Below are 26,860 nucleotides of genomic sequence, written 5' to 3'. Positions count from 1 at the left end.
CCAGTCTCGGAGGTTGGTCACAGCGACGGTCAGCGCGTGTGAACTGCGAGACTCGAGTCATGAACTACCGTGAGGCCCCCTCCGTGCCGCCGGTGACACTCGACGACGTGCGCGGTGCCCAGAAGATGCTCTCGGGCGTGGCGCGGGCGACCGCGATGGAGGGCAGCCGGCACCTGACCCAGCTGGTCGGCGCGCCGGTCCACTTCAAGTGCGAGAACCTCCAGCGGACGGGATCGTTCAAGCTGCGTGGCGCGTACGTCCGCATCGCCGGACTGCTGCCCGAGGAGCGGGCCGCCGGTGTCGTGGCCGCCAGCGCGGGCAACCACGCGCAGGGCGTGGCACTGGCGTCGTCGCTGCTCGGGGTGCGTTCGACGGTGTTCATGCCGATGGGCGCCCCGCTGCCCAAGATCAGCGCCACCCGGCACTACGGCGCCGAGGTGCGGCTGCACGGCCAGGTGGTCGACGAGACGCTGGCCGCCGCGCAGGAGTACGCGGAGTCGACCGGCGCGGTGTTCATCCACCCGTTCGACCACCCCGACATCATCGCCGGTCAGGGCACGGTCGGCCTGGAGATCCTGGAGCAGTGCCCGGAGGTGCGCACGATCGTCGTGGGCGTCGGTGGCGGCGGACTCGCGGCCGGTATCGCGGTCGCCGTGAAGGCGCTGCGCCCCGACGTGCGGATCGTGGGCGTGCAGGCGGCGGGCGCGGCCGCCTACCCTCCGTCGCTGGCCGCGGGGCGCCCGGTGTCGATCGAGAACCCGGCGACGATGGCCGACGGCATCAAGGTCGGGCGGCCGGGCGACGTGCCGTTCGGGATCGTCGGCGATCTGGTGGACGAGGTGCGCACGGTGACGGAGGACGAGCTGTCCACCGCGCTGCTGCTGTGCCTGGAACGGGCCAAGCTGGTCGTCGAACCGGCCGGGGCGAGCCCGGTCGCGGCGCTGCTGAGTGACCCCGGTTCCTTCGAGGGGCCGGTCGTCGCGGTGCTGTCCGGCGGCAACGTCGACCCGTTGCTGCTGCAGCGGATCCTGACCCACGGCATGGCCGCGCAGGGCCGCTACCTGGCCGTACGGCTCAGGCTGACGGACCGGCCGGGCGCCCTCGCTACGCTTCTCGGGGTGTTGTCAGTGGTGGACGCTAACGTCCTCGATGTGGGCCACGTCCGGACCGATCCGCGGCTCGGGCTCACGGAGGCGGAGGTCGAGCTGCACCTGGAGACGAAGGGCCCGGCACACTGCGCCGAGGTCGGCCAGGCCCTGCGCGACGCGGGCTACACGGTCATCGCCTGAGGTCAGGGCGTCGGCGGGGCGTTGAAGGGGCTCCGACGGGGCCCGCTTGTCACTCGTTCGAGAAATTCCATTGAGAGACGCGATACATCGCGTTACGGTGTGTCTCGTGCCAGTCACCCCTCCGCCCTCCACCGGGTGGAACAAAATGCGCAAACCTAGGCTTTTCGAAGATTCCCCAATGACGTGGAGACTCATATGCCAGGCGCCATCTACGCCGAAGGCCTGGTCAAGACCTTCGGCGACGTAAGGGCTCTGGACGGCGTCGACCTCGATGTCCCCGAGGGCACAGTGCTGGGCCTGCTCGGGCCGAACGGCGCGGGCAAGACGACCACCGTCCGCTGCCTGACGACCCTGCTGCGCCCCGACAGCGGCAAGGCGGTCGTCGCCGGCCTCGACGTGCTGAAGCAGCCCAACGAGGTGCGACGCTCCATCGGCCTCTCCGGCCAGTTCGCCGCGGTCGACGAGTACCTGACCGGCCGCGAGAACATCCAGATGGTCGGCCAGCTCTACCAGATGAAGGCCAAGGCGGCGAAGGCCCGGGCCGAGGAACTGCTCGAGCAGTTCAACCTCGCGGACGCCGCCGACCGCCCCGCCAAGACCTACTCCGGCGGCATGCGCCGCCGCCTCGACCTGGCCGCCGCGCTCGTCGTGTCCCCGCCCGTGATGTTCATGGACGAGCCGACGACCGGCCTCGACCCGCGCAACCGCCAGCAGCTGTGGGAGGTCATCAAGCAGCTGGTCTCGGGCGGCACGACGCTGCTGCTGACCACCCAGTACCTCGAAGAGGCCGATCACCTCGCCCACGACATCGCCGTGGTCGACCACGGCCGGGTCATCGCCCGCGGTACCTCCGACCAGCTCAAGGCCCGCACCGGCGGCGAACGCGTCGAGGTCGTGGTGCACGAACGCGAGCACGTCCCCACGGCCCGGGAGGTGCTGGCCGGCTTCGGCAAGGGCGAGACCACCGTCGAGGAACACACCCGCAAGCTCACCGTGCCCGTCACCGGCGGCGCGAAGCTCCTCGCCGAGGTCATCCGGGAACTGGACATCCGCGGTATCGAGATAGACGACATCGGCCTGCGCCGCCCCACCCTGGACGACGTGTTCCTCTCCCTGACCGGCCATGTCGCCGAGACGAAGGACGAGGAGAACGGCGCCGCGGCGGACGGCAAGGACCGCCGGAACAAGAAGGAGGCAGCCAAGTGAGCGCCGTCACCGACGCCGCGCGGATCACGGCGCCCGGCAATCCCGTCACCCAGTCCATCCGCGACTCGCTGGTCGTCGCCAAGCGCAACCTCATCAGGATGTCCCGCATCCCGGAGATGGTCATCTTCGGGCTCATCCAGCCGATCATGTTCGTGGTGCTGTTCAGCTATGTCTTCGGCGGGTCGATGAACATCGGCGGCACCACCGACCCCGCCGTCTACCGCGAGTTCCTCATGGCGGGCATCTTCGCGCAGACGGTCACCTTCGCCACCGCGGGCGCCGGAGCGGGCATCGCCGACGACATGCACAAGGGGCTCATCGACCGGTTCCGCTCACTGCCCATGGCGCGTGGCGCGGTGCTGACCGGGCGGACGCTCGCCGACCTGGTGCAGACCGCGCTCACCCTGCTCGTGCTGGCGGTCGTCGCCCTGCTGGTCGGATGGCGGACCCACACCAACGCCGTGGAGGTGCTCGGAGCCTTCGGGCTGCTGCTCCTGGCGGGATACGCGTTCACCTGGATCGGCGCGCTCATCGGCCTGTCCGTGCGCACCCCCGAGGCGGCCACCTCCGGCGGGCTGATCTGGCTCTTCCCGGTCACCTTCATCTCGAACGCGTTCGTGGACTCCAGCCGGATGACGCCCTGGCTGCGCCATGTCGCCGACTGGAACCCGTTCAGCGCCACCGTCCAGGCCTGCCGTGTGCTCTTCGGCAACCCGGGGGTCTCGACCTCCGACGCCTGGCCGATGCAGCACCCCGTCTGGGCCTCCCTGCTCTACTCGATCCTGATCATCGTCATCTTCAGGACCCTGTCGGTGCGCAAGTACCGATCGGCGACGGCATGACGACGCCCCCGGCGTCCGAGGGACGCCGGGGGCTCGCCAAGGGCATGCGGGGGCTGGGTCAGCCGCTGTAGGGCTCGGCCTTGAGGATCTTCACCGAGGCCTTCCTGCCGTTGGGCAGCTCGTACTGCGCGTCCTCGCCGACCTTGTGGCCGATCACGCCGGAACCCAGCGGGGACTGCGGGGAGTACGTCTCGACATCGGCGCTCGCGTACTCGCGCGAGGCGAGCAGGAAGGTCACGGTGTCGTCCTCGTCGCCGTCGAAGGCGATCGTCACGACCATGCCGGGCGCCACCGTGCCGTCGGCCGAGGCCGGCGCCTCACCGACCTTGGCGTTCTCCAGGAGCTGGGTCAGCTGGCGCACGCGGAGCTCCTGCTTGCCCTGCTCCTCCTTGGCCGCGTGGTACCCGCCGTTCTCGCGCAGGTCGCCCTCCTCGCGCGCGGCCGCGATCTTGGCGGCGATCTCCGTGCGCGCAGGACCAGACAGGTACTCCAGCTCGGCCTTGAGCTGGTTGTACGCCTCCTGGGTCAGCCAGGTGACGTTCTCGCTGGTCTGGGTCACAGGTGCTCCTCGTAGGTACTGGGAATACAAAGCATCGCCCTACCCAGAAGAATGTTCCTTCACGGAAGGGCGAAACCACGAGCCTAACAATTCAGCGGCCCAAGGGGGAGGACATAAGCCTCAGAATTCCGTCGCCGCAGGTCAGCGTCGTTCGGTTGCTGAGCGTCTACGTACTACGACGGAGGTCCTAGTCGGCGTGACAGCCGAGCAGCTCGGCCGTCGTGCCCGGGGCCGTCGTGCGGAGCGTGACGACCTTGTCGATGCGGGTGGCGTCGCCGTCGAAGTGGAAATCGGCCCGGCCCACCTCGGCGCCGTCCTCCGCCTGGGAGCGCACCGTGCAGTAGCCGTCGGCCCCGGAGTCCTTGCGGACCTCCAGGTGCACCCGCACAGCGTCCTTGCCCTGCTCGAAGGTGATGACCTCGGCGCTGATCTTGTTCTGGCCGACGTAGTGATACGCGAAGTAACCGATGAGGGCGAGCAGCAGAGCGGCGAGGGCGGCACCGACGATCTTGAGCTTGTGGTCGGCGCGTTCGTCCGAGGAGCGGCCGTAACGGCCCTCGGGCAGTCGCGTGCTCGCCGTACTCATGATCGTCCTCTCGGCGGGACCGGGGCCCGGAATTATTGGCCCTCCGATTCGGTCACTATAGAAGCAGCCCATCGCACCCGGTCACACCGGGCGCCGACTTACGAGGATTGAGTCTTGACTGACCAGCTGCGATTGATGGCCGTGCACGCCCACCCCGACGACGAGTCGAGCAAGGGCGCGGCCACCATGGCGAAGTACGTGTCCGAGGGGGTGGACGTGCTGGTCGTGACCTGCACGGGAGGGGAGCGCGGTTCCATCCTCAATCCGAAGTTGCAGGGCGACAGGTACATCGAGGAGCACATCCACGAGGTACGCAAGAAGGAGATGGACGAGGCCCGCGAGATCCTCGGCGTGAAGCAGGAGTGGCTCGGCTTCGTCGACTCCGGCCTCCCCGAGGGCGACCCGCTGCCGCCGCTCCCCGAGGGCTGCTTCGCCCTGGAGGACGTCGACACCGCGGCCGGCGAGCTGGTGCGGAAGATCCGCTCGTTCCGTCCGCAGGTCATCACGACGTACGACGAGAACGGCGGCTACCCGCACCCCGACCACATCATGACCCACAAGATCTCGATGGTGGCGTTCGAGGGCGCGGCGGACACCGGGAAGTACCCGGAGGACGAGTTCGGACCGGCGTACCAGCCGCAGAAGCTCTACTACAACCAGGGCTTCAACCGTCCCCGCACCGAGGCGCTGCACAACGCGCTGCTGGAGCGGGGCATGGAGTCGCCGTACGCGGACTGGCTCAAGCGCTGGAGCGAGTTCGAGCGCACCGAGCGCACGCTGACCACGCACATCCCGTGCGCCGACTTCTTCGAGATCCGCGACAAGGCCCTGATCGCGCACGCCACGCAGATCGACCCCGACGGCGGCTGGTTCCGCGTCCCGATGGAGATCCAGAAGGAGGTCTGGCCCACCGAGGAGTACGAGCTCGCGAAGGCGCTCGTCGATACCTCCCTCCCCGAGGACGACCTCTTTGCGGGCATCCGCGACAATGCCTGACATGAGCGCAAGCGCAAGCCTGGCAATGACGCACCTCGCCACCCTCGCCAAGGAGGTCGACGAGGACAAGGTCACCCCCGGCGTCCTCGGCTTCATCGTCTTCGCGGCGATGGCCCTGGCCGTGTGGGCCCTGATGAAGTCCATGAACCGCCACATGGGCAGGGTCGAGTTCAAGGAGGCACCGGACACGGACGCGGCCGCCGCCGGGTCCGGCGAGGCCCCGGCCGGCTCCAGGGCCGAGTCCGCCGCCGGTTCCCAGGGCGCTTCCAAGGCCGAATGAGGCTGATGCCCCCACCGGGGCCCGCCCGCCCGCGGTCAGCGCGACCGGCCACGCGGTTCCTCACCGGCAGTGGCCGGCCAGGGACAGCAGCAGGTGGGCGGTCTCCGGCCGCAGATGGTCCGAGTGGGCGCCCGCCAGGCCGCTCCCGCGCACGAAGACCTCGCTCGCGTCGACACTGACGAAGCGGTGGTCGAGCGTGGCCAGCGGGTACGGCGTGTCCGGCGGCAGCATCCGGATCGCGGAGACCGGGGCGGGCGCGGTACCGATGCCCGCGTAGCCGACGCCCGCCCGTTTCTCGGCCCGCAGATGCCAGAAGCCGGTGGCCCGGTCGTGCTGCGAGTACGTCGCGACGACCGGCCCGCGCAGGGGCGCCCGGGCCAGCGCGGGGAACCCGGTCGCGAAGACGTCACGCGGGGCCGCCATCTGCAGCAGCAGCATCGAGTCGACGGTGAAGGGCCGGCCCGGGGGCGCCGGCGTGCTCCACCCCAGCGTCAGCGGCTCCTCCTCCGCCGCCCACTGCACGGCCTCGCACAGGAAGCGGCAGCCGAAGGAGTGCCCGACCAGGTGCAGGTACTGACCGTCCCGGTTGGCCAGCACCGGAGCCGTCCCGGGATCGGCCCGGTGAGCGTCGAGGTGACCGAGCAGCCGCCCGACGACCCGCGCGGCGTGTCCGTCCGTGCCCATGACGTGCGCCCGGTCGCGGATACGGCGGTAGCCGCCGAGGGAGGGCAGGGAGCGGGAGGGCCAGCGGATCAGCACGGTCCACGGACGCCAGGGCTGGAGCCGCGGGTAGCGGGTGTCGTCGTATCGCGCCGCCGCCAGCGCGAGCAGCCGGTGGACGGCCGTCAGCGCGGAGTCCGGCGTGGCCTGCCAGCCGTGGACGTAGACGAGCAGGTCCGTGGCCCAGGCCGGAGGGGCGAGCTCCTCGGCGAAGTGGGCGGCGAGACGGTGCGCGGGGACCGGGCGGAGACCGCCGGCGGTGTCCTCCAGGAGCCGGCCGTCCGAGCCGAGATCGACGACACGTACATCGGCACGGGTCATGAGGGCGCCTCCGCGGGATCGGCTCGTTCCAGTCGGGCGTCCATGCCGCAGTGCAGGGCGTAGGCGAAGCCCAGGGGGTTGTGCAGTTCGTCCGCGAAGTGCCGGGCGACGGCATGGGCGATCTCACCCGCGGTCCCTTCGCCGGCGAGATAGCGGGTGAGGAACTCCAGCGCGTACTCGGCCGCGAACACCTGAGGCATCTCTATCTGCGGACCGAGGACCCCCCGGGCGCCCGTCTCGATGAGGGCGCGGCCGAGGTAGGCGAGATCGGCGTTGCCGGGCAGGCCCGCGTAACAGGCGTTGAGCAGGACGAACGGCCGGAACGGGACGCAGGCGCGGCGGGGCGGGCGGTGGGCCTGCACGGTGTAGGCGTCGATGGGGCGCTGGTCGGTCAGCCTCACGACGAGGTGGGGCGGTTCGGGGTCGGCCGACTGGAACTGGCCGTGGCACCAGAAGTACATCAGCTGCTCGTCGAGGCCGGCGTCCGCGAGAGCCCGCTCCAGCTGCGGGCGCGTCGTGCGCTCGGTCAGGGTGCCGCCGCGGGCGAGGACCTCGGCGACCTCGGCGGCCCGGGTCCGGCCGCGCCGGTCGATCCCGGTGTCGTGGTTGAGGCTCACGGACGGCACCGCAGGCGGCGGACCGGCCTGGTCCTCCCCGATCTCCGCGTAGTGGCTGCCCGTGTGCTCGACGAGGTGCCGGTGCCCGAGGAAACGGTGGAACAGTCCGGCCGGCCCCGGCTCGTCCCCGGAGTCGGGCGGCAGACACAGCATCGGCCAGGGAATGGGGAAGTCGGAGTCGAAGCGCACGCGCAGCGGCCGTTCGCAGCGCAGCACGGTGACGAGTTCCTCGCGGAAACGCTTGATGGCGCCGCCGCCCCTGCCGAGCAGGACGTCGAAGAGCAGGTGGGCGCCGTACTTCGTCAGCTCCGACACCGCGCCCACCAACTCCTGCCGCGGCTCGCCCGTCAGGTCGACGAGCGTGGCGTACGGGAAGTCCGGGCGGCCGGGCGCGGGCCGGCCCTGTGCGTCGAGTGGCTGCAGCCCGACGAACTCCTCCCTCCACAGGCGGCGCAGCCGGGCCGTCAGCAAACGGACCTCCCCCGGTGTCGTCTCCAGCGGGATCTGCCGCTCGTACGGCAGTGTCGGCAGCGCCGGGCCGTACATCCGGGCCCGGATGCCGTTCTCGCCCCACAGGTCGAAGCCGACGACCAGGTCGGGCGGCGGGGTGGCGGACGGCAGCCGGCTGAAGCCGAGGCTCGGGTCCTGGACCACACGGACGGGGAGTTCACGGGCCACCGGTTCAGGCCCTCCGGGCGGGTTCGGCTTGCGGGGCGGCGAGGCGAGCGACGCCGGTGGGGCCCGTGACGTCGATGTCCGTCTCCACCTGCTGGAGGACGGTGAGGGAGACGGCGTCCTCGATCGTGAACCGGACGCGGTGCCGGCCGGGTGCGTGGGGCGTGAGCAGGAACAGGGCGGTGTCGTGGACCGGGACGGAGTGGGGCGGGTCGATGTCGGCGCGGGTGAGCGGGGTGGCGCGGGCGGTCAGCCGGGGCAGGGGCGCGTCCGTCCCGGGCGCCGGCTCCACGCGCAGCGCGATACGGGCGGCCGTGTCGGGGACGGGGGCGTCGTCGAGGAGCGTGAGGCGGATGTGGGCCGCGGGCTGGGGCGCCTCCTCGTGGAACGGGTAGGTGCCGGCCCCGAGGATGAGGTGGCGGACGGCATGCGGAATCCCGTCCCGCGGCCCACGCCAGTCGACGTCGGCGAGGACATGGCCCGGGTAGCACCGGCCGAGCGCCTGGACCGCCCGGGCGCTCGCGCCGGCGTCAGACCAGTGCCGTACGGCGGCCACCCACAGCTCGCCCGCCAGGTCCCCGATCGCCTCGAACCGGTCCCCGGCCTCGGACAGCAGGGTGTCGGCGGGGGGCCGGAGGGAGCCGGCCTGCACCGGGGCCTGAAGCAGCGTCCAGGCGACGCCGGGTACGCAGTCGGCGTCGGTGAAGGCGGACAACGCGTCCCGCAGCGTGGCCGTGGCGCCGGCCAGTGCCGCGCGGTGGTGCCACGCCCAGGCAGCGCCCAGTCGGTCCGGCAGGAGGAGGAAGAGGCGCAACGCCCGCTCCAGTACGGCCTCCGCCCGCGGATCCCCGGCATCCGCGTACGCCACCCCCGACCACAGCGTCGCCCAGGCCTCCCCGCGTGCGTCGCCGTGTTCCCGATGCGCCGCGGGGGCCGCCTCCAGCTCTCGCAGGACGTCCGGCTCGGGACCGTTGTGCAGCAGAGCGACCCGGCACAGCTCGGTGGCCGCCCACGCCGCCCCGACCACGTCGCCGACGTCCTGGAAGGTGTGCCACGCGGTGTCGAGACGCTTGCGTGCCTCCTCCAGATCACCGCGCGTCAGCCGCAGCCGCCCGTAGTGGAAGACGGCCCAGGCCTCGCCGCGCCGGTCACCGTGCACCTGGTGGGTCTCGATCGCGAGCCGCAGAAGACGGCCGACTTCCCGCAGCCGGCCGCGGTCCGTGCGGATCGCTGCGCGGACGTGCAGCGCCCAGCCGTCCGGGACCCCGGCCGGAAGCCGGTCGAGGGTGTCCTCGGCCTCGCGCAGCCGGCCCAGATGATGCTGGGTGAGGGCGAGTTCGCCAAGGACGGCCGCCTCCGGCCGAGTACGGCCCGCGACCGCTGCCCCGGGTGTCCGGCGGGCGGCCGCCGTCAGGGCTTCGGCAGCCGCCACGGGCAGGCCCGCCTGGCGGGCGGCCGCGGCGAGCGGGACCGTGAGGGCGTCCCAGCCGCCGGTGTGGTGCTCCAGCCCGGCCTTCAGCATGAGCAGCGGGATCAGAGCTCCCTCGCCGGCCAGCCCGCTCGCCAACCAGTTGAGGAAGAGGGGGGCGTGGGGCTGATCGGATCGCAGCAGACGCAGCGCGAGTTCGACCCAGTGTTCCGCCGTGTCGCCCAGCACCCGGGGTTCGTCCAGCAGCCGTTGGGCCAGGCGGGCGTCGAACAACGCCGAAACGCCTCTGACTTCGGGGTCGGGAGCGGTGCCGACGAGCTCGTCGCGTACGACGGGGCGCAGCTCGTACCAGCCGGGGCGAACCTTCCGTAAGAAGCCCTTCCGGTGCAGGCGTTCGATCATGTCGCGCCGCTCGGAAGCGGTGAGCCCCTTGACCGGCAACCACGTGTCCAGCGGGAACTCGGTCCGCTCCCAGAGCGCGAAGATGTCGAGCAGCGCCGCCTCCGGGCCGGGGAGCAGAGCGCGCCGCTCCTCAAAACCGGGTGCCCGGGCTTCCCCGGGCTCCGGGGCCACCCGGTGCCACAGGACGTCCGGATCACCGGCGGCCGGAGCGGTGTCCGTACCGGTCGTGGCGATCAGCACGCACTCCGTGTACTCGAGCATCTCGGCGACAGCCCGCACAAGGTACTGACCGCGGGTACCCGGCGGCACGTCCTCGAGCACGACCACCGCCGGGGCGTCGGCCCGGAGCCCCTCCCGGCAGGCCGCCCCGACCTGGCCGGTCCAGTCCTCGCCCTCGGCCAGCAGCGCCGTACGCAGCCGGTCGTGCGCAACCCCGACCGCGAGCAGCGTCCGCAGCATCAGGTGGATCGGACGGGCGGGCCGACGGCCGATGGCCAGCCGTCGCATCGGCCTTCGGCGGTCCTCGCCGAGGAAGTCCGCCAACTGCCGTGCCAGCGTCGACTTCCCGCCGCCCGCCGGTCCGTGCAGCACCAGCACCCGGCAGCCGCCCTCCAGGGCACCCCGCAGGCGCAGCGCATCGGCCCCCAACCTCGCTCGCGACCTGTCCACCGCACCCCCCTCAGGACGACACCCGGCTCCCCACCCCTACCCGCTCACGACGCCGCGGCGACCGCCACGCCCATGACCTCCCGGGAATGCCTCCCCGGCACCATGCCCAACCGCCAGGCCTGCCACCCCGCTTCGAGGCTGACCCCGCGCTCCAGCAACAGCTGGTACGCCCCGACGTAGTCGTCCAGCTTCTCGTCCCGGCTCGGATGAGCCGCCCGGCCCAGCTGCGTCAGCTCCTCCTGCGCCACCGCGGTACCGACCTCCGTGCCGCCCGGCGCCGCGTACGGCAACAGCGTGCAGCGCAGAAAGCGCGCCCAGTCCTCCCCACGACGGTCCCCGTACGAGGTGAACAGCCCCACCGCCTCGTCGCACAGGGCGAGAGCCTGCGGGGTACGGGCGTTGCCCGCGTCCACCACCGCCAGCTCCAGGCAGGTCCACGCCTCGCCGTGGGCGACCCCGATGCGCTGGAAGTCGGCCCGGGCGTCGACCAGGAGCTGACGGGCGAAACCGGAGTTGCGCAACGACCCGGTCTGTGCGGCCCGTTGGTCGCGGGTGACCCGGGCCGAGTGGTGGCGGGCGCAGGCCAGACCGTAGACGTCGCGCATTCGGGAGAACATCGTGCGGGAGCGTTCCAGCTCGCGGACCGCGAGGTCCAGGTTGCCGGTCTCCTCCAGCGCCTGGCCCAGGTAGTACACCGTCCAGGCCTCACCGCGGGCGTCCTCGTTGTCGCGGTGCCGCGAGGCTGCCTGCCGCAGGGCGTCCACGGCCGCCGAGGCGTCGCCGGCGACCAGCCGGGCCCGGGCCAGCTGGGTCAGGGCCCAGGCCTCGCCACGGGCGTCGCGGGTACGGCCGTACAGATCGAGGGCCGTGCGCAGCTCGGCCTCCGCGCGCGGTACGTCCCCCATCCGCAGACCCAGCTGGCCGAGCTGGAAGTGGGCCCACGCCTCACCGTGCACGGACTCGCCCGCGCGGTGCAGGAGGAGGGACTGGGTCAGCAGCTCCATGGCCTCGGCGAGACGGGCCCGGTCGCGCTCGACCGCCGCCAGCGCGTGCATGGTCCAGGCGCGGTCCGTGGCCAGGTCCGGCGCCGCCTGGAGATCCAGCGCCTCCCGGAGCCTGGCCGCCGCCTCCGTCAGGTTGCCCTGGTGGTGCAGGGTGATGCCGAGGGAGCACAGGGCGCGGGCCGCGCCGGCGTCGTGGTGGGCCTCCATGTACAGGTCGACCACCGAGGTCAGCGTGGTGCGCGCCTTGTCCAGCTCACCCAGCTGCCGGGCCGCGATACCCGTACGCCACTGCACCGACCGCACCAGCAGACCCTGGTCGACCGCCTGCGCCAGCTCGCTGATCTCGCCCAGGCGGTAGAGGTCGCCGCGCAGCAGGCAGTAGTCGCACAGGGCGCCGAGAAGGTTCAGTACGGCCGCCTGGTTCACGCCCTCCGCGTGCCGCAGCGCGGCCGTGATGAAGCTCGACTCGTCGTCCAGCCAGCGCAGCGCCTCGTCCAGGGAGTGGAAGCCGTGCGGACTGAAACGGTCGGAGCGGGTCGACATGTTGCCGTCGACCAGACGCAGCACCGAGTCCGCGAGATCGGCGTAGTTCACGATCAGTCGTTCCTGCGCGGCCGTACGCTCCGTCGGCTCCTCCTCGTCCAGGAGGCGGGCGTGGGCGAAGGCGCGGACCACGTCGTGCACGCGGTAGCGGCTGCCGCGGACGTGGTCGATCAGGCCCGCCCGGGCCAGGGCGACGAGATGACGGGTCGCCTCCGTCTCGTCCGTGGCCAGCAGGGCGGCGGCCGCGGCGGCTCCCAGCGAGGCCCGGCCGGCCAGGGCGAGACGGCGCAGCAGCCGGCGGGCCGTGTCCGTCTGGTCGGTGTAGCGCAGCCACAGCACTCTCTCGGCCGGTTCGACCGGGCCGTACGCGTCCAGATCCGTGGCCAGTTGACGGGGCGAGCGCGGGCCCAGGGACGAACCGGCGATGCGCAGCGCCAGCGGCAGACCGCCGCACAACCGGCCGATCCGCTCGATGGATTCGGCGTCGTAGGGACCGGTGCCGTCCTGCGCGGCCGCCGCCAGCAGCTCCTCCGCGCCGGGCCCGTCCAGGCTCTCCACGGGCAGCTGGTGCACCCGGGCGGCGAGGTCGGAGGGCAGGTCGAGCGGGGCGCGGGCGGTGACCAGGACCAGACTGTCGGAGCGTTCCGGAACGAGGGCACGGACCTGCTCGGGGTCCTTCGCGTCGTCCAGGACGATGGTGACGGGCAGACCCGTCAGATGCTGGTGGTACAACTCGCTCAGCCGCTTGACCTGCTGGTCCGCGGAGGAACGCTCACGGAACAGCAACTGCTCGCGCGGCGCCCCGAGCCGGTTCAGCAGGTGCAGCAGCGCGTCCCGGGTCGGCAGCGGCGGCTCGTTCGGGGTGTCGCCGCGCAGGTCCACCACGCACGCGCCCCGGAAGTAGTCCTTCAGGTCGTGGGCGCTGCGCACCGCCAGTGACGTACGTCCGCTGCCCGGCGCCCCGTGCAGCACGACCACCGTCGGCCGGGTCTCGGTACTGGCCCGGGCCGCCTGCACCCACTGCCGGATCCGCGCCGCCTCCTGCCGTCTGCCCGCGAACGCGCCCACCGGTTCCGGGAGTTGCCCGAAGGACTGCTCCAGTACGTTCCGGCCGCGGGCCGCCGCGCTCTTGTCGGAGCCCTTCAGCCGCGGCCCCGTCTGCTTCGGGCCGGTGGAGGCGTTGCGTACCCGCTGCTGGTCGAGATACGGGCGGATCCCGCGCACCTCCAGAGCCGTCAGCCACTGCAACCGCAGCTGCTCGGGGCCGCCCGGCTGGCCCATCGCCCCCGCGCGGTGGTGTGCGGCGGGCAGATGCGAACCGGCCACCTTCACCACCGTCGCCGCGGCGCCCACGACCCCCACGGTCACCCCGGCTCCCAGCGCCGTACCCGCGCCGGTACCCAGGGCCAGGTCGGCGACGGTGGCCGCGACCGCCGCCACGCCCGCCACCAGCAGCGGAGTGCCGGATCCCTCCTTGGCGTACCGCTGCCCGAAGCTGAGCTGACCGGCGGCCACCTCGTCCAGCGCGCGGGTGTACGCCGTGTACTCCTCGGCGGCCGTCTGCGCCATCGAGTCCAACGCCGCCCGCGCCCGCGACAGCAGCACACCCCCGTCGGTACGCCCGCCCGAACGCCGTACCTCTTCCTCCACGGCCCGCACCAACAGCCGCTCGGCCTCCGCACGATGACTGGCCCGCATGGTCATGTCCCCCTCCGGCGCAACGGCTTTCTTGGTCAAGTGTGCTGCGGACGGCGCGTGGGGGCGAGGGGGCGGGCGGCCTTCGATCACCCGACGGGCACGGGCACGGCACGGTCCGAGGCGACTGTCCGGGAGACGCCTGCCGGGTGATGGGCGGGGTACTGCGGCAGGATGGACCTCATGCCGAACCGACTGGCGCACGAGACGTCCCCATACCTTCTTCAGCACGCCGACAACCCCGTCGACTGGTGGCCGTGGTCGGCCGAGGCCTTTGAGGAGGCGCGGAAGCGGAACGTACCCGTGCTGCTCAGCGTCGGTTACAGCAGCTGTCACTGGTGTCACGTCATGGCGCACGAGTCCTTCGAGGACCAGGAGACCGCCGACCAGCTCAACGCCCACTTCGTCAGCGTCAAGGTCGACCGCGAGGAACGCCCCGACGTGGACGCCGTCTACATGGAGGCCGTCCAGGCCGCCACCGGGCAGGGTGGCTGGCCCATGACCGTGTTCCTGACGCCGGACGCCGAGCCCTTCTACTTCGGTACCTACTTCCCGCCCGCCCCGCGGCACGGCATGCCCTCGTTCCAGCAGGTGCTGGAGGGGGTGCACAGCGCCTGGGCCGACCGGCGGGACGAGGTCGCCGAGGTCGCCGGGAAGATCGTGCGGGATCTCGCCGGGCGGGAGATCTCCTACGGTGACAGCCGGGCGCCCGGCGAGGAGCAGCTGGCCGCGGCGCTGCTCGGGCTCACCCGGGAGTACGACCCGCAGCGCGGCGGGTTCGGCGGGGCGCCCAAGTTCCCGCCGTCCATGGTGGTCGAGTTCCTGCTGCGGCACCACGCGCGCACCGGCGCCGAGGGTGCCCTGCAGATGGCCCGGGACACCTGTGAGCGGATGGCGCGCGGGGGGATCTACGACCAGCTCGGGGGCGGGTTCGCGCGGTACTCCGTGGACCGTGACTGGGTCGTGCCGCACTTCGAGAAGATGCTGTACGACAACGCCCTGCTCTGCCGTGTCTACGCGCACCTGTGGCGGTCGACCGGTTCCGAGCTCGCTCGCCGGGTGGCGCTGGAGACCGCCGACTTCATGGTGCGGGAACTGCGGACGAACGAGGGCGGGTTCTCCTCCGCGCTCGACGCCGACAGCGACGACGGCACGGGTAAGCACGTCGAGGGCGCCTACTACGTCTGGACGCCCGCCCAGCTGAGGGAGGTGCTCGGCGACGAGGACGCCGAGCTCGCCGTGCGGTACTTCGGTGTCACCGAGGAGGGCACCTTCGAGGAGGGCTTGTCCGTTCTCCAACTCCCGCAACAGGAGCAGGACTTCGACGCCGACCGTGTCGCCTCCGTCCGCGAGCGGCTGCTTCGGGCGCGGAGCGGCCGCCCCGCGCCCGGCCGTGACGACAAGGTCGTCGCCGCCTGGAACGGACTCGCGATCGCCGCGCTCGCCGAGACCGGCGCCTATTTCGACCGCCCGGACCTGGTCGAGGCCGCGCTCGGTGCCGCCGACCTCCTCGTGCGGCTGCATCTGGACGAGCATGCCCGTCTCGCCCGTACCAGCAAGGACGGGCAGGCCGGCGCGAACGCCGGGGTGCTGGAGGACTACGCCGACGTGGCGGAGGGCTTCCTGGCGCTGGCCTCCGTGACCGGTGAGGGCGTGTGGCTCGAGTTCGCCGGGTTCCTCCTCGACCATGTGCTGACCCGGTTCGCCGACCCGGAGTCGGGCGCCCTGTTCGACACGGCACTGGACGCCGAGAAGCTGATCCGCCGGCCGCAGGACCCCACCGACAACGCCACGCCGTCCGGCTGGACCGCCGCCGCCGGTGCCCTGTTGAGCTATGCGGCCCAGACCGGCGCCGAAGCCCATCGCACCGCCGCCGAGAAGGCGCTCGGTGTCGTCAAGGCCCTCGGCCCGCGCGTGCCCCGTTTCGTCGGCTGGGGGCTCGCGGTCGCCGAGGCGCTGCTGGACGGGCCGCGCGAGGTGGCGGTCGTGGGGCCGGGACTGACCGACGAAGGTACAAGGGCCCTGCACCGTACGGCACTTCTGGGCACCGCCCCGGGAGCGGTCGTCGCGGTCGGCACTCCGGACAGTGAGGAGTTCCCGCTGCTCGCCGGCCGGCCGCTCGTCGACGGTGAACCGACCGCGTTTGTCTGCCGTAACTTCACTTGCGACGCCCCGACGACCGATCCGGAGCGTTTGCGCTCGGCCCTGACCGACTGAGAGGCGGAACGGAAGGGTTCGTTCAGTCTGCCCAAATGGGCCAGGTGTTCGGATAACTCCCGCTACCCGCCTCGCCGTTCCGAAACACGCTATTTATCGGAACAGCTCCCGCGCTTCACAGTTCCCCCCTAATCTCTGCACAGTGGCGCGACGGGAGGGGCCGTCGCGACAGGGGGTTTGGGATCTGGGGGGATCTGTTGCTGACGTCCGTCTTCATCGCTGCCATCTCGCTTGCCTTGTTCTGGATGGCCGCGTTCACCTTGTGGTGGCAGATGCACGCGTGGCGTACGCCCGAAGTGCTCGCCTCCACCCGCTTCCACAGACCGGACGGCGGCGAGAGTCTCTCCTTCTCGCTGCTGCTTCCGGCACGGCACGAGCAGGCCGTGCTCGACCACACCATCCAGCGGCTGCTGGAGTCGAGTCACACCGACTTCGAGATCATCGTGATCGTCGGCCATGACGACCCGGAGACCACGGCCGTCGCCTGCGACGCCGCGGAACGCGATCCACGCGTCCGGGTCGTCGTCGACACGCACGAGAAGAAGAACAAGCCGAAGGCGATGAACACGGCACTGCCGCACTGCCGAGGCGATGTCGTGGGGGTCTTCGACGCCGAGGACCAGGTCCACCCGGAACTGCTCGCGCATGTCGACCACGCCTTCCGCACGACCGGCGCGGACGTCGTCCAGGGCGGCGTCCAGCTGATCAACTTCCACTCCAGCTGGTACAGCCTGCGCAACTGCCTGGAGTACTTCTTCTGGTTCCGCTCCCGGCTGCACCTGCATGCGCAGAAAGGGTTCATCCCGCTTGGCGGCAACACCGTCTTCGTCAGGACGGACGTGCTGCGGGAGGCCGACGGCTGGGACCCGGAGTGCCTGGCCGAGGACTGCGACCTGGGCGTGCGCCTGTCCAGCGTCGGCAAGAAGGTCGTCGTCGCCTACGACTCCGACATGGTGACCAAGGAGGAGACCCCCGGTTCGCTGATGTCGCTGCTGAAGCAGCGCACCCGCTGGAACCAGGGCTTCCTCCAGGTGTACCGGAAGAAGGACTGGAAGCAACTGCCCGGATTCGGGCAGCGGTTGCTGGCCCGCTACACCCTCATGACGCCGTTCATGCAGGCCTTCACCGGCCTCGTCATCCCGCTGAACGTGGCCATCGCGCTCTTCATGGACGTGCCCGTGGGCATCGCGTTCATCACGTTCCTCCCGGCCGTGACCGCCCTGGTCACCTTCGTCTTCGAGCTCGTCGGACTGCACGACTTCGGCAGGCAGTACGGGCTCCGTGTCCGGTTCGTCCACTACGTCAAGCTCGTCGTGGGCGGCCCCTTCTACCAGGTCCTCCTTGCCGGAGCCGCCGTCCGCGCCGTCTGGCGCGAGCAGCGCGGCCGCAACGACTGGGAGCTGACCACTCATGTCGGCGCGCATCTCAACACGGCCGAAGCGACCCGAGAGGACGTCCCCGCGTGACCTCCACCCTCCCCGCGGTGACCACTCCCACGGTCCCCGCGCAGCGGAAGCCTGCGCCTGATCCCGGTTCGGCCGGCCGAACGACCCCGCCGAGACGGCTGCGGTCCTCCCGCCCCGACCTGCTGCTGTGCGGTCTGCTGCTCGTGGCGATCCTGGTCGTGCAGGGCTGGAACATCGCCGACTACCCCACCCTCAGCGACGACGAGGGCACCTACCTCGCGCAGGCCTGGGCGGTCCAGGAGGGCAAGGGCCTCGCCCACTACACCTACTGGTACGACCACCCGCCCTTCGGCTGGATCCAGATAGCGCTGCTGACCTGGATACCCTCGCTGATCAGCCCCGAGTCGATGACCGTCGGCTCGATGCGCGGGATCATGCTGGTGGTCAGCGGCACCAGCGCCGTGCTGGTCTACGTCCTGGGCCGCCGGCTCGCCCTGCCCCGCTGGGCCGCCGGGCTCGGCATGGTCCTCTTCGGGCTCTCGCCCCTGTCGGTCGTCCTCCAGCGGGAGATCTTCCTCGACAACCTCGCGGTGATGTGGACGCTTCTGGCGTTCACCCTCGCCGCCTCCCCGAGCCGCCACCTCTGGCACCACTTCGGGGCGGGCATCGCGGCCGCCACGGCGGTCCTGACCAAGGAGACGATGCTCGTCATCCTGCCCGCGCTCCTGGTCACCCTCTGGCGCCACAGCCACCGCGACACCCGTAAGTTCGCGGTCACCGGCGCCATCACGGCCTGTGCGCTGATCGGCTTCTCCTACCCCCTCTTCGCCCTGCTCAAGGGCGAGCTGCTGCCCGGCGGCGGGCACGTCTCCCTGTGGGACGGCGTCAAGTACCAGATGACCAGGCCGGGTTCGGGCTTCATCCTCGACCAGGGCTCCGGCTCCTGGGGCGTCTTCCAGTCGTGGCTCTACTACGACCGGGTCCTGCCCCTCGGCGGCCTCGCCGGCGCTCTCCTGCTGCTGGCCACCTGGCGCTGGTCGGTCACCGCCCGCGCACTGGCCGGACCGGCCCTGACGGTGGCGATCCTCGCCGCGCTGGCCCTGCGCCCCAACGGCTACCTGCCCGCCATGTACGTCATCCAGGCGCTGCCGTTCCTCGCCCTGGTGCTGGCCGGAGGCACCGCCTCGGTCGCCCACGGCGTGCTGCGCAGGTGGCGGACCGAGGGGGAGAAACGCTTCCTCACCGGCGGGCGGTACGCCCTCGCGGCGGTCCTCGCGATCGCCGCCGGCGCCTACGTCGTACCGAAGTGGTACGACGGCGACCGCACCGCCGTCACCCTCGACGCCAACGCCCCCTACAAGGCCGCCTCCAAGTGGCTGAGCAGTGAGGTGGAGAACCCCGAGGACACCCGGGTGCTCGTGGACGACGCGCTCTGGCTGGACCTGGTGCACGCGGGGTACCGGCCCGGCCTCGGCGTCATCTGGTTCTACAAGGCCGACCTCGACCCGGCGGTCACCAAGACGATGCCGGGCGGCTGGAAGGACATCGACTACGTCGTGGCCTCCCCGACGGTCCGGCGTGACGCGGTCGACCTGCCCAACGTCAAGGCGGCCATCCAGCACTCCAAGCCGGTCGCCGTCTTCGGCACCGGCGAGGACCGGATCGAGATCCGGCAGATCCAGGCGACCTCCGGAGGCGCGCGATGACCCACGAGTACACCGTCCCCGGTGAGCTGGGCGATCCGGACGTGCGGGCTGCCGAGGTACCTGAGCCGGGCGCCGTCACCATCGTCGTACCGACCTTCAACGAGTCCGCCAACGTACGGCAGTTGCTGCACCAGATCACCGAGTCGGTGCCGTCCCGGCTGCCCTGTGAGGTCGTCTTCGTGGACGACTCCACCGACGACACCCCCGAGGTCATCCGCGAGGCCGCGCGGGACTGCCCCTTCCCGGTGACCGTCCTGCACCGGGACGAGCCGGTCGGCGGGCTGGGCGGCGCGGTCGTCGAGGGCATGAAGGCGGCCGGGTCGGACTGGATCGTCGTCATGGACGGCGACTGCCAGCATCCGCCCTCGCTGGTGCCGGAGTTGGTGGCCACGGGGGAGCGGGCGAACGCCGGCCTGGTCGTCGCCTCCCGCTACATCAAGGGCGGCAGCCGCGCCGGGCTCGCGGGCAGCTACCGGGTCGCCGTCTCGCGCGCGGCGACCTGGCTGACCAAGTCCCTCTTCCCGCGCAGGCTGCACGGCATCAGCGACCCGATGAGCGGCTTCTTCGCCATCCGGCGCAGCGCGGTCACCGCCGACGTGCTCCAGCCGCTCGGCTACAAGATCCTCCTCGAACTCGCCGTCCGCAGCCGTCCGCGCCGGGTCACCGAGGTCCCGTTCGTCTTCCAGGACCGCTTCGCCGGCGAGTCCAAGTCCAGTGCCCAGGAGGGGTTCCGGTTCCTGCGCCATCTGGCGGGCCTGCGTACCGCCTCCCCGGTGGCCCGGATGGTCGGCTTCGGCCTGATCGGCGCGACGGGGTTCGTGCCGAACCTGCTCGGGCTGTGGGCGCTGACCGTGTTCGGCATGCACTACGTACCGGCGGAGATCGTCGCCAACCAGTTCGGCGTCGCCTGGAACTTCCTGCTCATCGAGCATCTGCTGTTCCGTGACCGCCGTCGGCACCGGAGGTGGTGGGACCGGGCCGGCCGGTTCGCGCTGCTCGCCAACGCCGACCTGGTGCTGCGGATCCCGCTGATCGCGTTGTTCGTCCACCGGTTCGGTATGGGTGTGCTGTCCGCGACCGCCCTCGCCCTGGTGACGACCTTCGTCCTGCGCTTCGTGGGGACCGAAGCGCTGGTCTATCTGCCGCGCAGGGGCCGCGGGGGCCTCGATGGCGGCCGTACCGCAGGGAGAGCCGTGTGAACGACAGCCGTGTGAACCGACGCCGTAGAAGATCCGCCCTCCTGGCCGTGGCCGGCCTGACGGGGGGCCTGCTGCTCACCTCACCCCAGCCCGCCTCCGCCGCCAACCTCATCAAGAACCCCGGCTTCGAGACCGCCGGCGGTGACGACATGCCCTACTGCTGGGAGAAGTCCGGCTGGGGCGACAACGACTTCAGCTTCACCACCACCTCCGACGCGCACTCCGGCTCCAAGGCGATGAAGGTCGAGCTGACCCGCCGGGTCGACGGCGACCGCAAGGCGCTGATCACCGAGTCGACCCAGTGCGCGCCGGTGGTGACGGCTGGCAAGCAGTACGACCTGGGGCTCTGGTACAAGACGACCACCCCGGACGCGTCCGTCACCCTCTTCCGGCACGACACCACGGCGGGCTGGCAGTACTGGACCGACCTCAAGACGCTGGACATGGCGGGGAACTGGACGGAGGCGACGGTCCGGACCCCGGAGGTTCCGGCCGGCACCGACCGCATCACCTGGGGCGTCTCCGTCTACGGCACCGGCTCGGCCACCACCGACGACTACACGATGGAACAGGTCGCCGACCCGGTTCCCGACCCGGAGTGCACCGGCACCGCCGAACAGTGCGCGAACGGCCGCTGGGACGTGCTGCCCACGCAGAACCCGGTGCGTTCCATGCACTCGGTGGTCCTCCACAACGGCAAGGTGCTGCTGATCGCGGGCTCCGGCAACGACGAGTCGATGTTCGAGGCGGGCACGTTCACCTCCGCGGTGTACGACCCGGTCGCCGGTACCTACAAGGTCATCCCCACGCCGAAGGACATGTTCTGCTCCGGGCACGTCCAGCTGCAGGACGGCCGGGTGCTGGTGATGAGCGGCAACAAGGCGTACCCGGTGGCGGGCGGACACGGCTACGAGGGCTACAAGGACTCGTACGTCTTCGACCCGGTCACCGAGACGTACAGCAAGACCAACGACATGAACGACGGCCACTGGTACCCGTCGGCGACGGCCCTCGGCAACGGTGACGTGATCTCCTTCGGGGGTCTGCGCGAGGACTCCACCGGTTCGGTGACGGCCGAGCTGTGGTCCGACGCCGAGCAGCGGTGGCTGCCGACCTGGAAGGTCAACCAGACCTGGTCGTACTGGGGCCTGTACCCGTCGATGATCCTCATGCAGGACGGCCGCCTCTTCTACTCGGGCAGCCATGTCTTCGGCAACAACATCCCGGGCACCGGTGCGGCGATCTACGACTACGACGCCAACACGATCACGCAGGTTGCGGGTCTGCAGAACAAGGACGAGCGTGACCAGTCGGCGAGCGTGCTGCTGCCTCCGGCGCAGGACCAGAAGGTCCTCACCCTCGGCGGCGGCAACATCGACTCCAACCCGGAGGGCAACCGGCTGACCGACGTCATCGACCTCAAGTCGGCCAACCCGTCCTACGTGGCCGGGCCGCCCATCCCGCAGGGCACGGTCGACCTCGGCAACGGCCCGGTCCCGCAGACCGGCAACCAGGGCAAGATGTACGTCTCCGCCGTCCTGCTGCCCGACGGCAAGGTCCTGGAGACCGGCGGCGCGCTGCACAACCGCGCCAACCCGGTCTACGAGACGTCCCTCTACGACCCGGCCACCAACACCTTCGACCCGGTGGCCGTCGACCCGGAGGCCCGCGGCTACCACTCCTCCGCGTTCCTGCTGCCCGACGGCCGGGTGATGACCACCGGCGACAACCCGGGCAACGGCACCTGGAACCACAACGTGTCGATCTACACGCCGCCCTATCTCCTCAAGGGCGAGCGCCCGACGATCACCTCGGTGATCGACACCGAGTGGAACTACGGCGACACCCAGCGGATCACCGTCGACCGGCCCATCGCCAAGGCCGAGCTGATCCGTCCGGCCGCCGTCACCCACTCCTCCGACCCCAACCAGCGGTTCGTGGACCTGCCGCTGTCGGTGGACGGCAACAACGTCGACCTGAACGTGACGAGCAATCCCGACATGGCCCCGCCCGGCTGGTACATGCTCTTCGCGGTCGACGCCAACGGGGTGCCGTCCGTGGCCAAGTGGGTGCACCTCCAGGGCCCGCAGGCGCTGAGCGCCACGGACGCCTCCGCGCACGTCCACTCCTTCGCCGACTCCCTGGAGGGCAAGGTCGCCAAGCCCGGCAAGAAGAGGGCCTCGCAGAAGGTCAGCCCGACCGTCTCCGGCTGCGACCGGCACTACGGCTCGATCAACGTCTGCGTGCCGACCGCCTTCCCGGACGAGGTGAAGAAGACGACGGCCGCCCGCTGCGCCTGGCTGAAGGAGAACGACTACGGGCGGCTGAAGATCAACGGCAGGGACGACCCGCTCGGGCTGGACCCCGGCAAGGACGGCATCGCCTGCGGGAAGACGGATCTCAGGCGCCGCTGAGGATCATGGCGCCCAGCGTGAGCTGAGCACCCCACTGCACCACCACGGCCCCGGCCCGGGCGGACTCCGCCCGGGTGCGGGGCCACGCCAGTGCCAGCACACCGGCCGCGAGGGCGGCGCAGAACAGGCCGTACAGGAGCCCGCCAGGGATCGTCGAGCACTCCTCGCCGTACATCAGACAACGGCTGCCGCGCTCGGAGGCGAGCACCGCGATCCACGCGAGGACGACGGTGGGCAGCAGAAGGACGAGTCCGGCGACGGACCAGCCGGTGAGGAGACGGGAGCCGGACGGCTGCGTGGTGTTCATGCCGCCATCCCATCGCGCCGACCGGCCCCGCATGATCGGTCCGGGTACTCAACCCTGCTGAGTACGCAGGCTCAACGCGCGTTCCACGATGGCCTCCAGCTGCTCGTGGTGCGCGCCCTTCCAGTACGCCCGCCCGCACTCCCGGCACTGCGCGAAGACGTCGTACGACCGCTCCGTCCCGCCCTCCAGCTGGTGCGCCACCTCCTCTTTGGTGGCCTTGCGGAGCGTGCCGTTGCAGGCGGTGCACCGCGTCCAGGGACTCAGCTCGGGGCGGAACCGGTCCAGGACGTCCTGGAGCTGCTCCTCGGGGCGGGTGCTGTAGACGTATCCGCCGGCCCACAGCTCACGGCGACGCAGCAGGCCGCGGTCGCGGCTGAGCAGGACCCGCTTCTCGGCGGCCGAGCGGGTGGCGAGCGCGGGGTCGCCGATGTCCGTCGACTCGTAGGCGGCGTCCACGCCCAGCAGGCGCAGCCGACGGGCGAGCGTGCCGAGGTGGACGTCGAGGAGGAAGCGCAGCGGGGCGCCGGGCACGTGCTGGGGGCGTTCGACGGGCCGTACCCGCACCGACTCGCCGGCTGCCGGGATGTGCGACACGGGGACCTCGTGGCCGTCCACGACCAGGGCGCCGACCTCGGTCAGCGGGACGCCCAGGGACTCCACGACATGCCCGAGGGTGGAGACGCCGTCGGTGGCGAGTGGGGTGGCGCCGGAGCGTCGTCCGTGGGGGACGAACAGGGCGAGTTCGGGGGCGAATTCGACGTGGATCTCGGCTGGGCTCACGCGGTCAGGATGCCATGGGAGAGGGGAGGAGCCTCAGGGCTTTCTCGTGGGAAGACCGTGCTCGATGACGTCCAGGGCGCGGTCGACGAGGTCGGGGAGCTCGTCCCGGAAGCCGTTCTCGGCCCAGTACTGGGAGATCTCCGCGAGGCCGCCGACGAGCGACATCGTGAAGACCCGCACCTCCAGGCTGTCCCGGTCGTGGCCGGTGCGCTCGGCGACCGCCGCGGAGAGCATCCTTCCGGTGGCCGCCATGCTCGCCACCATCCGGGAGCGCACCGCGGGGATCTGGACCATCAGCTGTGACCGCAGCCGGGTGACCTCGGGTTCCTCCTCCATGCCGACGCCGATGGCCTCCCGCAGCACGTGGCGCAGCGAGTCCGTCCACGGCTCGTCCGCCGGCCGCCGGAGCAACTCCGCCAGCAGGACCGGGTCGTACTCGTCCGTGATGACGATGTCCTCCTTGGTCGGGAAGTACCGGAAGACGGTGGACGGCGACACCTCGGCGCGCTCGGCGATCTGCTCGATCGTGGTGGCGTCGTATCCCTGCTCCTCGATCAGGGCGTACGTCGCGTCACGGATCGCCATCCGGGTCTTGATCTTCTTCCGCTCGCGAAGTCCCAGCTGGGGCGCGTCTGTGGGGGGTGAGGTACGTGCGGGCGTCATGACGCTCATTGTCGGGCATCGGCCTCGACGGCACCCAAGTCCGGGGTCCCCGGGTCCTTGGTGACGGGTGCGTTCGGCAGGAAGGCGGCGGCCGCCAGAGCCGAGACGAGGGCGGCGACGCCGCACACCAGCCCAGGGCGCCGTTCATCGCCGGGATCAGCGCGAAGCCGAAGCCCAGCCCGGCGACCGAGAGCCACAGCGCGGTGAAGCCGTAGCCGGAGTCCACCGTGGTACGGCTGCCGAGGAACGCGGCGAAGGCCAGGACCACCAGGCCGGCGCTCACCGTCGCGCGGGCGCCGAGCCGGACGAGGACCGGCTGGGCGGCCCGGGCGGCGACCAGCAGTCCGCCCATCATCGGCAGCAGCCGTACGCCGGTGCCGAGGGCGTCGTTGCCCAGGACGGCCTGGAGGTAGGGCGGCAGCACGAAGAGCAGGCCGGACAGGACGAACATCACCAGGGTCGCGGCGACGCTGTTGAACAGGAAACCTCGCTGGGCGAGCAGCGTCATGTCGAGCATCGGCCGCGCGACCCGGCGTTCGCGCAGCACCAGCCACCCGAGCAGGAGGACGGAGGCACCGAACGCGGCGAGGACCAGGGGGTCGCCCCAGCCGCGGGTGGGCGCCTCGATGATCGCGAAGATCAGGGCGCCGAGACCGGTCGCCGTGAGCGCGGTGGACAGGGCGTCGACGCCGGGGGAGGAGGGGTCGCGGGTCTCCGGCAGCAGGAGGACGCAGGCGGCGATGCCGATCGCGGCCATCGGGACGTTGACCAGGAAGACCGAGCCCCACCAGAAGTGGTCGAGCAGCCAGCCGCCGACGATCGGGCCGAGCGGCAGGCCGAGCGCGGAGGCGGCGGAGATGAAGCCGAGGGCCTTGGCCCGCTCGTCGGGAGCGAAGAGCGAGGGCAGCACGGACAGGGCGAGCGGGTTGACCAGGGCGGCGCCGACGCCCATCACCGCACGGGCGACGATCACCGCGTTCACGTCGCCGGCCAGCGCTCCGACGACCGAGCCGGCCAGGAAGACACCGAGTCCCGCGATCAGCGTCAGGCGTCGCCCGAACGGGTCGCCGAGCAGTCCGGCGGGGAGCATCAGTGCCGCGAAGACGATGACGTACGCGTCCGCCGTCCTCCCCCAGTGCTAAACGCCTGGGGGGACCCCCAGCAGTTCCCCGGTGGTGGCGCCGAGATCGCCGGCCATCGTCGGCAGCGCCACGTTCAGGATCGTCATGTCGAAGCCGAGGGTGAGCATGCTCGCGACCAGGGCGGCGAGGGCCCACCAGCGGCGGGGATCTGGAGTGACCATGAAATGAGAGTAACTGTCAAAATCAAGTGACTGTCAGAAGGTAGACGAAAAACGGCCACGGCTCGAAAGCCGTGGCCGTCGTCTCCCGGAGGGGGCTGGGGGCTACCCGTGCTGGTAGGCGACCAGCGAGATGCCCACGTAGTGCGTGATGAACGCCGCCAGGGTGAGGGAGTGGAACACCTCGTGGAAGCCGAACCAGCGCGGTGAGGGGTTCGGGCGCTGGAGGCCGTAGATCACCCCGCCCGCGCTGTAGAGGAGGCCGCCGACGACCACCAGGACCAGGACCGCGATGCCGCCGGCGCGCATGAAGTCGGGCAGGAAGAAGACGGCCGCCCAGCCCATCGCGATGTAGCAGGGCGTGTACAGCCAGCGCGGGGCGCCGACCCAGAACACCCGGAAGGCGATGCCCGCCAGGGCCGCCCCCCAGATGCCCCACAGCAGCCACTGCCCCTTGGAGTCGGGCAGGAGCAGCATCGTCAGCGGGGTGTAGGTACCGGCGATGATCAGGAAGATGTTGGCGTGGTCCAGGCGCCGCAGGACGCCGTCCATCCGGGGGCTCCAGTCGCCCCGGTGGTACAGCGCGCTGACGCCGAAGAGCAGGCAGGCCGTCAGGGCGAAGATCCCGCAGGCGATGCGGCCCCGGGGTGAGTCGGCCAGGGCGGTGAGCACCAGGCCCGCGATGAGTACGGCCGGAAACATGCCCAGGTGCAGCCAGCCGCGGAGCTTGGGCTTGACCGGGTGCGGCAGGGAGAGCGCGACAGGACCGCGGCCGCCGGGCTGCGGGTCCGTGGGCGCGTCGGGGGCGGACGCAGTCATGAGGGCCATCGTACCTACGTGGCCGTAAGTCACGGATCGGCGAGACACGTTGGCCGGCGAAGAGTGGCCTTCGTCTCACGGTGCCCTGGCGGGGGCGGGACGGAACGTGGCCATCCTCACGTCGCTCACTTGTGAGGCCCTCTGGACAGATGGGCACTCTCGTCGGATGATCAAATGAGTGCGGTCGGCACCGGATGAGCGCCAAGGTCACCATCA

At 71.2% G+C, this 26,860-nt stretch carries 20 protein-coding genes and 1 pseudogene; 10 read left to right on the top strand and 11 right to left on the bottom strand.

Features of this window, described 5'->3' with window-relative positions:
- The first annotated feature begins 59 nt into the window (after positions 1 to 59).
- The 3 genes from ilvA (at position 60) to AQJ84_RS34505 (ending at position 3,337) form a co-directional block, all read left to right on the top strand.
- On the top strand, positions 60 to 1,289 hold the full coding sequence (ilvA, locus tag AQJ84_RS34515) for a threonine ammonia-lyase (RefSeq protein ID WP_030044124.1): 1,230 nt from the start codon (positions 60 to 62) through the stop codon (positions 1,287 to 1,289).
- 195 nt (positions 1,290 to 1,484) lie between these two features.
- Complete coding sequence (locus AQJ84_RS34510; RefSeq protein WP_030044123.1) at positions 1,485 to 2,495, top strand: daunorubicin resistance protein DrrA family ABC transporter ATP-binding protein; 1,011 nt, start codon at positions 1,485 to 1,487, stop codon at positions 2,493 to 2,495.
- A complete protein-coding gene (locus AQJ84_RS34505) occupies positions 2,492 to 3,337 on the top strand; it encodes an ABC transporter permease (RefSeq protein WP_030044122.1) in 846 nt (281 codons plus the stop codon). The genes AQJ84_RS34510 and AQJ84_RS34505 overlap by 4 nt, the downstream gene beginning before the upstream one ends.
- Before the next feature lie 58 nt (positions 3,338 to 3,395).
- Here the strand turns inward: AQJ84_RS34505 and greA are convergent, their stop codons facing one another.
- A complete protein-coding gene (gene greA / locus AQJ84_RS34500) occupies positions 3,396 to 3,896 on the bottom strand; it encodes a transcription elongation factor GreA (RefSeq protein ID WP_030044121.1) in 501 nt (166 codons plus the stop codon).
- Positions 3,897 to 4,083: 187 nt separating this feature from the next.
- Positions 4,084 to 4,482 carry a DUF4307 domain-containing protein gene (locus AQJ84_RS34495; protein ID WP_030044120.1) on the bottom strand — a complete coding sequence of 133 codons (399 nt, stop codon included), beginning with the start codon at positions 4,480 to 4,482 and terminating at the stop codon, positions 4,084 to 4,086.
- Between the two features lie 114 nt (positions 4,483 to 4,596).
- Between AQJ84_RS34495 and mca the strand changes: the two genes are divergently transcribed.
- Positions 4,597 to 5,478, top strand: a complete 882-nt coding sequence (gene mca, locus AQJ84_RS34490; protein ID WP_078632338.1) for a mycothiol conjugate amidase Mca — start codon at positions 4,597 to 4,599, stop codon at positions 5,476 to 5,478.
- Positions 5,471 to 5,758 carry a hypothetical protein gene (locus tag AQJ84_RS34485; RefSeq protein ID WP_051870204.1) on the top strand — a complete coding sequence of 96 codons (288 nt, stop codon included), beginning with the start codon at positions 5,471 to 5,473 and terminating at the stop codon, positions 5,756 to 5,758. The genes mca and AQJ84_RS34485 overlap by 8 nt, the downstream gene beginning before the upstream one ends.
- A 60-nt stretch (positions 5,759 to 5,818) precedes the next feature.
- Here the strand turns inward: AQJ84_RS34485 and AQJ84_RS34480 are convergent, their stop codons facing one another.
- From AQJ84_RS34480 to AQJ84_RS34465, 4 genes are read right to left on the bottom strand one after another with little or no spacing between them, the layout of a single operon-like run.
- Complete coding sequence (locus AQJ84_RS34480; protein ID WP_053192233.1) at positions 5,819 to 6,799, bottom strand: hypothetical protein; 981 nt, start codon at positions 6,797 to 6,799, stop codon at positions 5,819 to 5,821.
- Positions 6,796 to 8,094, bottom strand: a complete 1,299-nt coding sequence (locus AQJ84_RS34475; RefSeq protein ID WP_053192234.1) for a CHAT domain-containing protein — start codon at positions 8,092 to 8,094, stop codon at positions 6,796 to 6,798. Before AQJ84_RS34475 ends, AQJ84_RS34480 begins: the two co-directional genes overlap by 4 nt.
- A 4-nt stretch (positions 8,095 to 8,098) precedes the next feature.
- Entirely contained in the window at positions 8,099 to 10,591 is a 2,493-nt protein-coding gene (locus AQJ84_RS34470) for an adenylate kinase family protein (RefSeq protein ID WP_157874993.1), read from the bottom strand.
- Between the two features lie 44 nt (positions 10,592 to 10,635).
- On the bottom strand, positions 10,636 to 13,836 hold the full coding sequence (locus AQJ84_RS34465) for a tetratricopeptide repeat protein (protein WP_053192245.1): 3,201 nt from the start codon (positions 13,834 to 13,836) through the stop codon (positions 10,636 to 10,638).
- Positions 13,837 to 14,016: 180 nt separating this feature from the next.
- On the opposite strand from AQJ84_RS34465, the gene AQJ84_RS34460 reads away from it, so the two are divergent.
- The 5 genes from AQJ84_RS34460 (at position 14,017) to AQJ84_RS34440 (ending at position 22,775) form a co-directional block, all read left to right on the top strand.
- Positions 14,017 to 16,050, top strand: coding sequence for a thioredoxin domain-containing protein (locus AQJ84_RS34460; protein WP_053192239.1), 2,034 nt, complete (start codon positions 14,017 to 14,019; stop codon positions 16,048 to 16,050).
- Positions 16,051 to 16,247: 197 nt separating this feature from the next.
- A complete protein-coding gene (locus tag AQJ84_RS34455; RefSeq protein ID WP_030044111.1) occupies positions 16,248 to 17,516 on the top strand; it encodes a glycosyltransferase in 1,269 nt (422 codons plus the stop codon).
- Entirely contained in the window at positions 17,513 to 19,162 is a 1,650-nt protein-coding gene (locus AQJ84_RS34450; protein ID WP_030044110.1) for an ArnT family glycosyltransferase, read from the top strand. Before AQJ84_RS34455 ends, AQJ84_RS34450 begins: the two co-directional genes overlap by 4 nt.
- A complete protein-coding gene (locus tag AQJ84_RS34445; RefSeq protein WP_030044109.1) occupies positions 19,159 to 20,361 on the top strand; it encodes a glycosyltransferase in 1,203 nt (400 codons plus the stop codon). The genes AQJ84_RS34450 and AQJ84_RS34445 overlap by 4 nt, the downstream gene beginning before the upstream one ends.
- An 11-nt stretch (positions 20,362 to 20,372) precedes the next feature.
- The gene (locus AQJ84_RS34440) at positions 20,373 to 22,775 is read left to right on the top strand and encodes a galactose oxidase-like domain-containing protein (protein WP_030044108.1); all 2,403 of its coding nucleotides are present in this window, start codon (positions 20,373 to 20,375) and stop codon (positions 22,773 to 22,775) included.
- On the opposite strand, the gene AQJ84_RS34435 is transcribed toward AQJ84_RS34440, so the two are convergent.
- The 5 genes and pseudogenes from AQJ84_RS34435 to trhA all read right to left on the bottom strand — a co-directional run bounded on the left by AQJ84_RS34435 (position 22,762) and on the right by trhA (position 26,644).
- Entirely contained in the window at positions 22,762 to 23,082 is a 321-nt protein-coding gene (locus AQJ84_RS34435) for a hypothetical protein (protein ID WP_051870201.1), read from the bottom strand. The two genes, AQJ84_RS34440 and AQJ84_RS34435, sit on opposite strands and share 14 nt — an antisense overlap.
- Before the next feature lie 48 nt (positions 23,083 to 23,130).
- The gene (locus AQJ84_RS34430) at positions 23,131 to 23,862 is read right to left on the bottom strand and encodes a Mut7-C RNAse domain-containing protein (protein WP_030044106.1); all 732 of its coding nucleotides are present in this window, start codon (positions 23,860 to 23,862) and stop codon (positions 23,131 to 23,133) included.
- A 33-nt stretch (positions 23,863 to 23,895) separates the two neighbouring features.
- Entirely contained in the window at positions 23,896 to 24,525 is a 630-nt protein-coding gene (locus AQJ84_RS34425; RefSeq protein WP_053192241.1) for a TetR/AcrR family transcriptional regulator, read from the bottom strand.
- 130 nt (positions 24,526 to 24,655) lie between these two features.
- Positions 24,656 to 25,828: pseudogene (locus AQJ84_RS34420) on the bottom strand (MFS transporter); the annotation flags it as partial.
- Between the two features lie 102 nt (positions 25,829 to 25,930).
- The gene (gene trhA, locus AQJ84_RS34415; RefSeq protein WP_030044104.1) at positions 25,931 to 26,644 is read right to left on the bottom strand and encodes a PAQR family membrane homeostasis protein TrhA; all 714 of its coding nucleotides are present in this window, start codon (positions 26,642 to 26,644) and stop codon (positions 25,931 to 25,933) included.
- Between the last annotated feature and the right edge of the window lie 216 nt (positions 26,645 to 26,860).

The organism is Streptomyces resistomycificus (assembly GCF_001514265.1).
GTDB lineage: Bacteria > Actinomycetota > Actinomycetes > Streptomycetales > Streptomycetaceae > Streptomyces > Streptomyces resistomycificus.
Note: the sequence above shows the minus strand (reverse complement) of the source record. Positions and strands in the feature narration are given on the sequence as shown.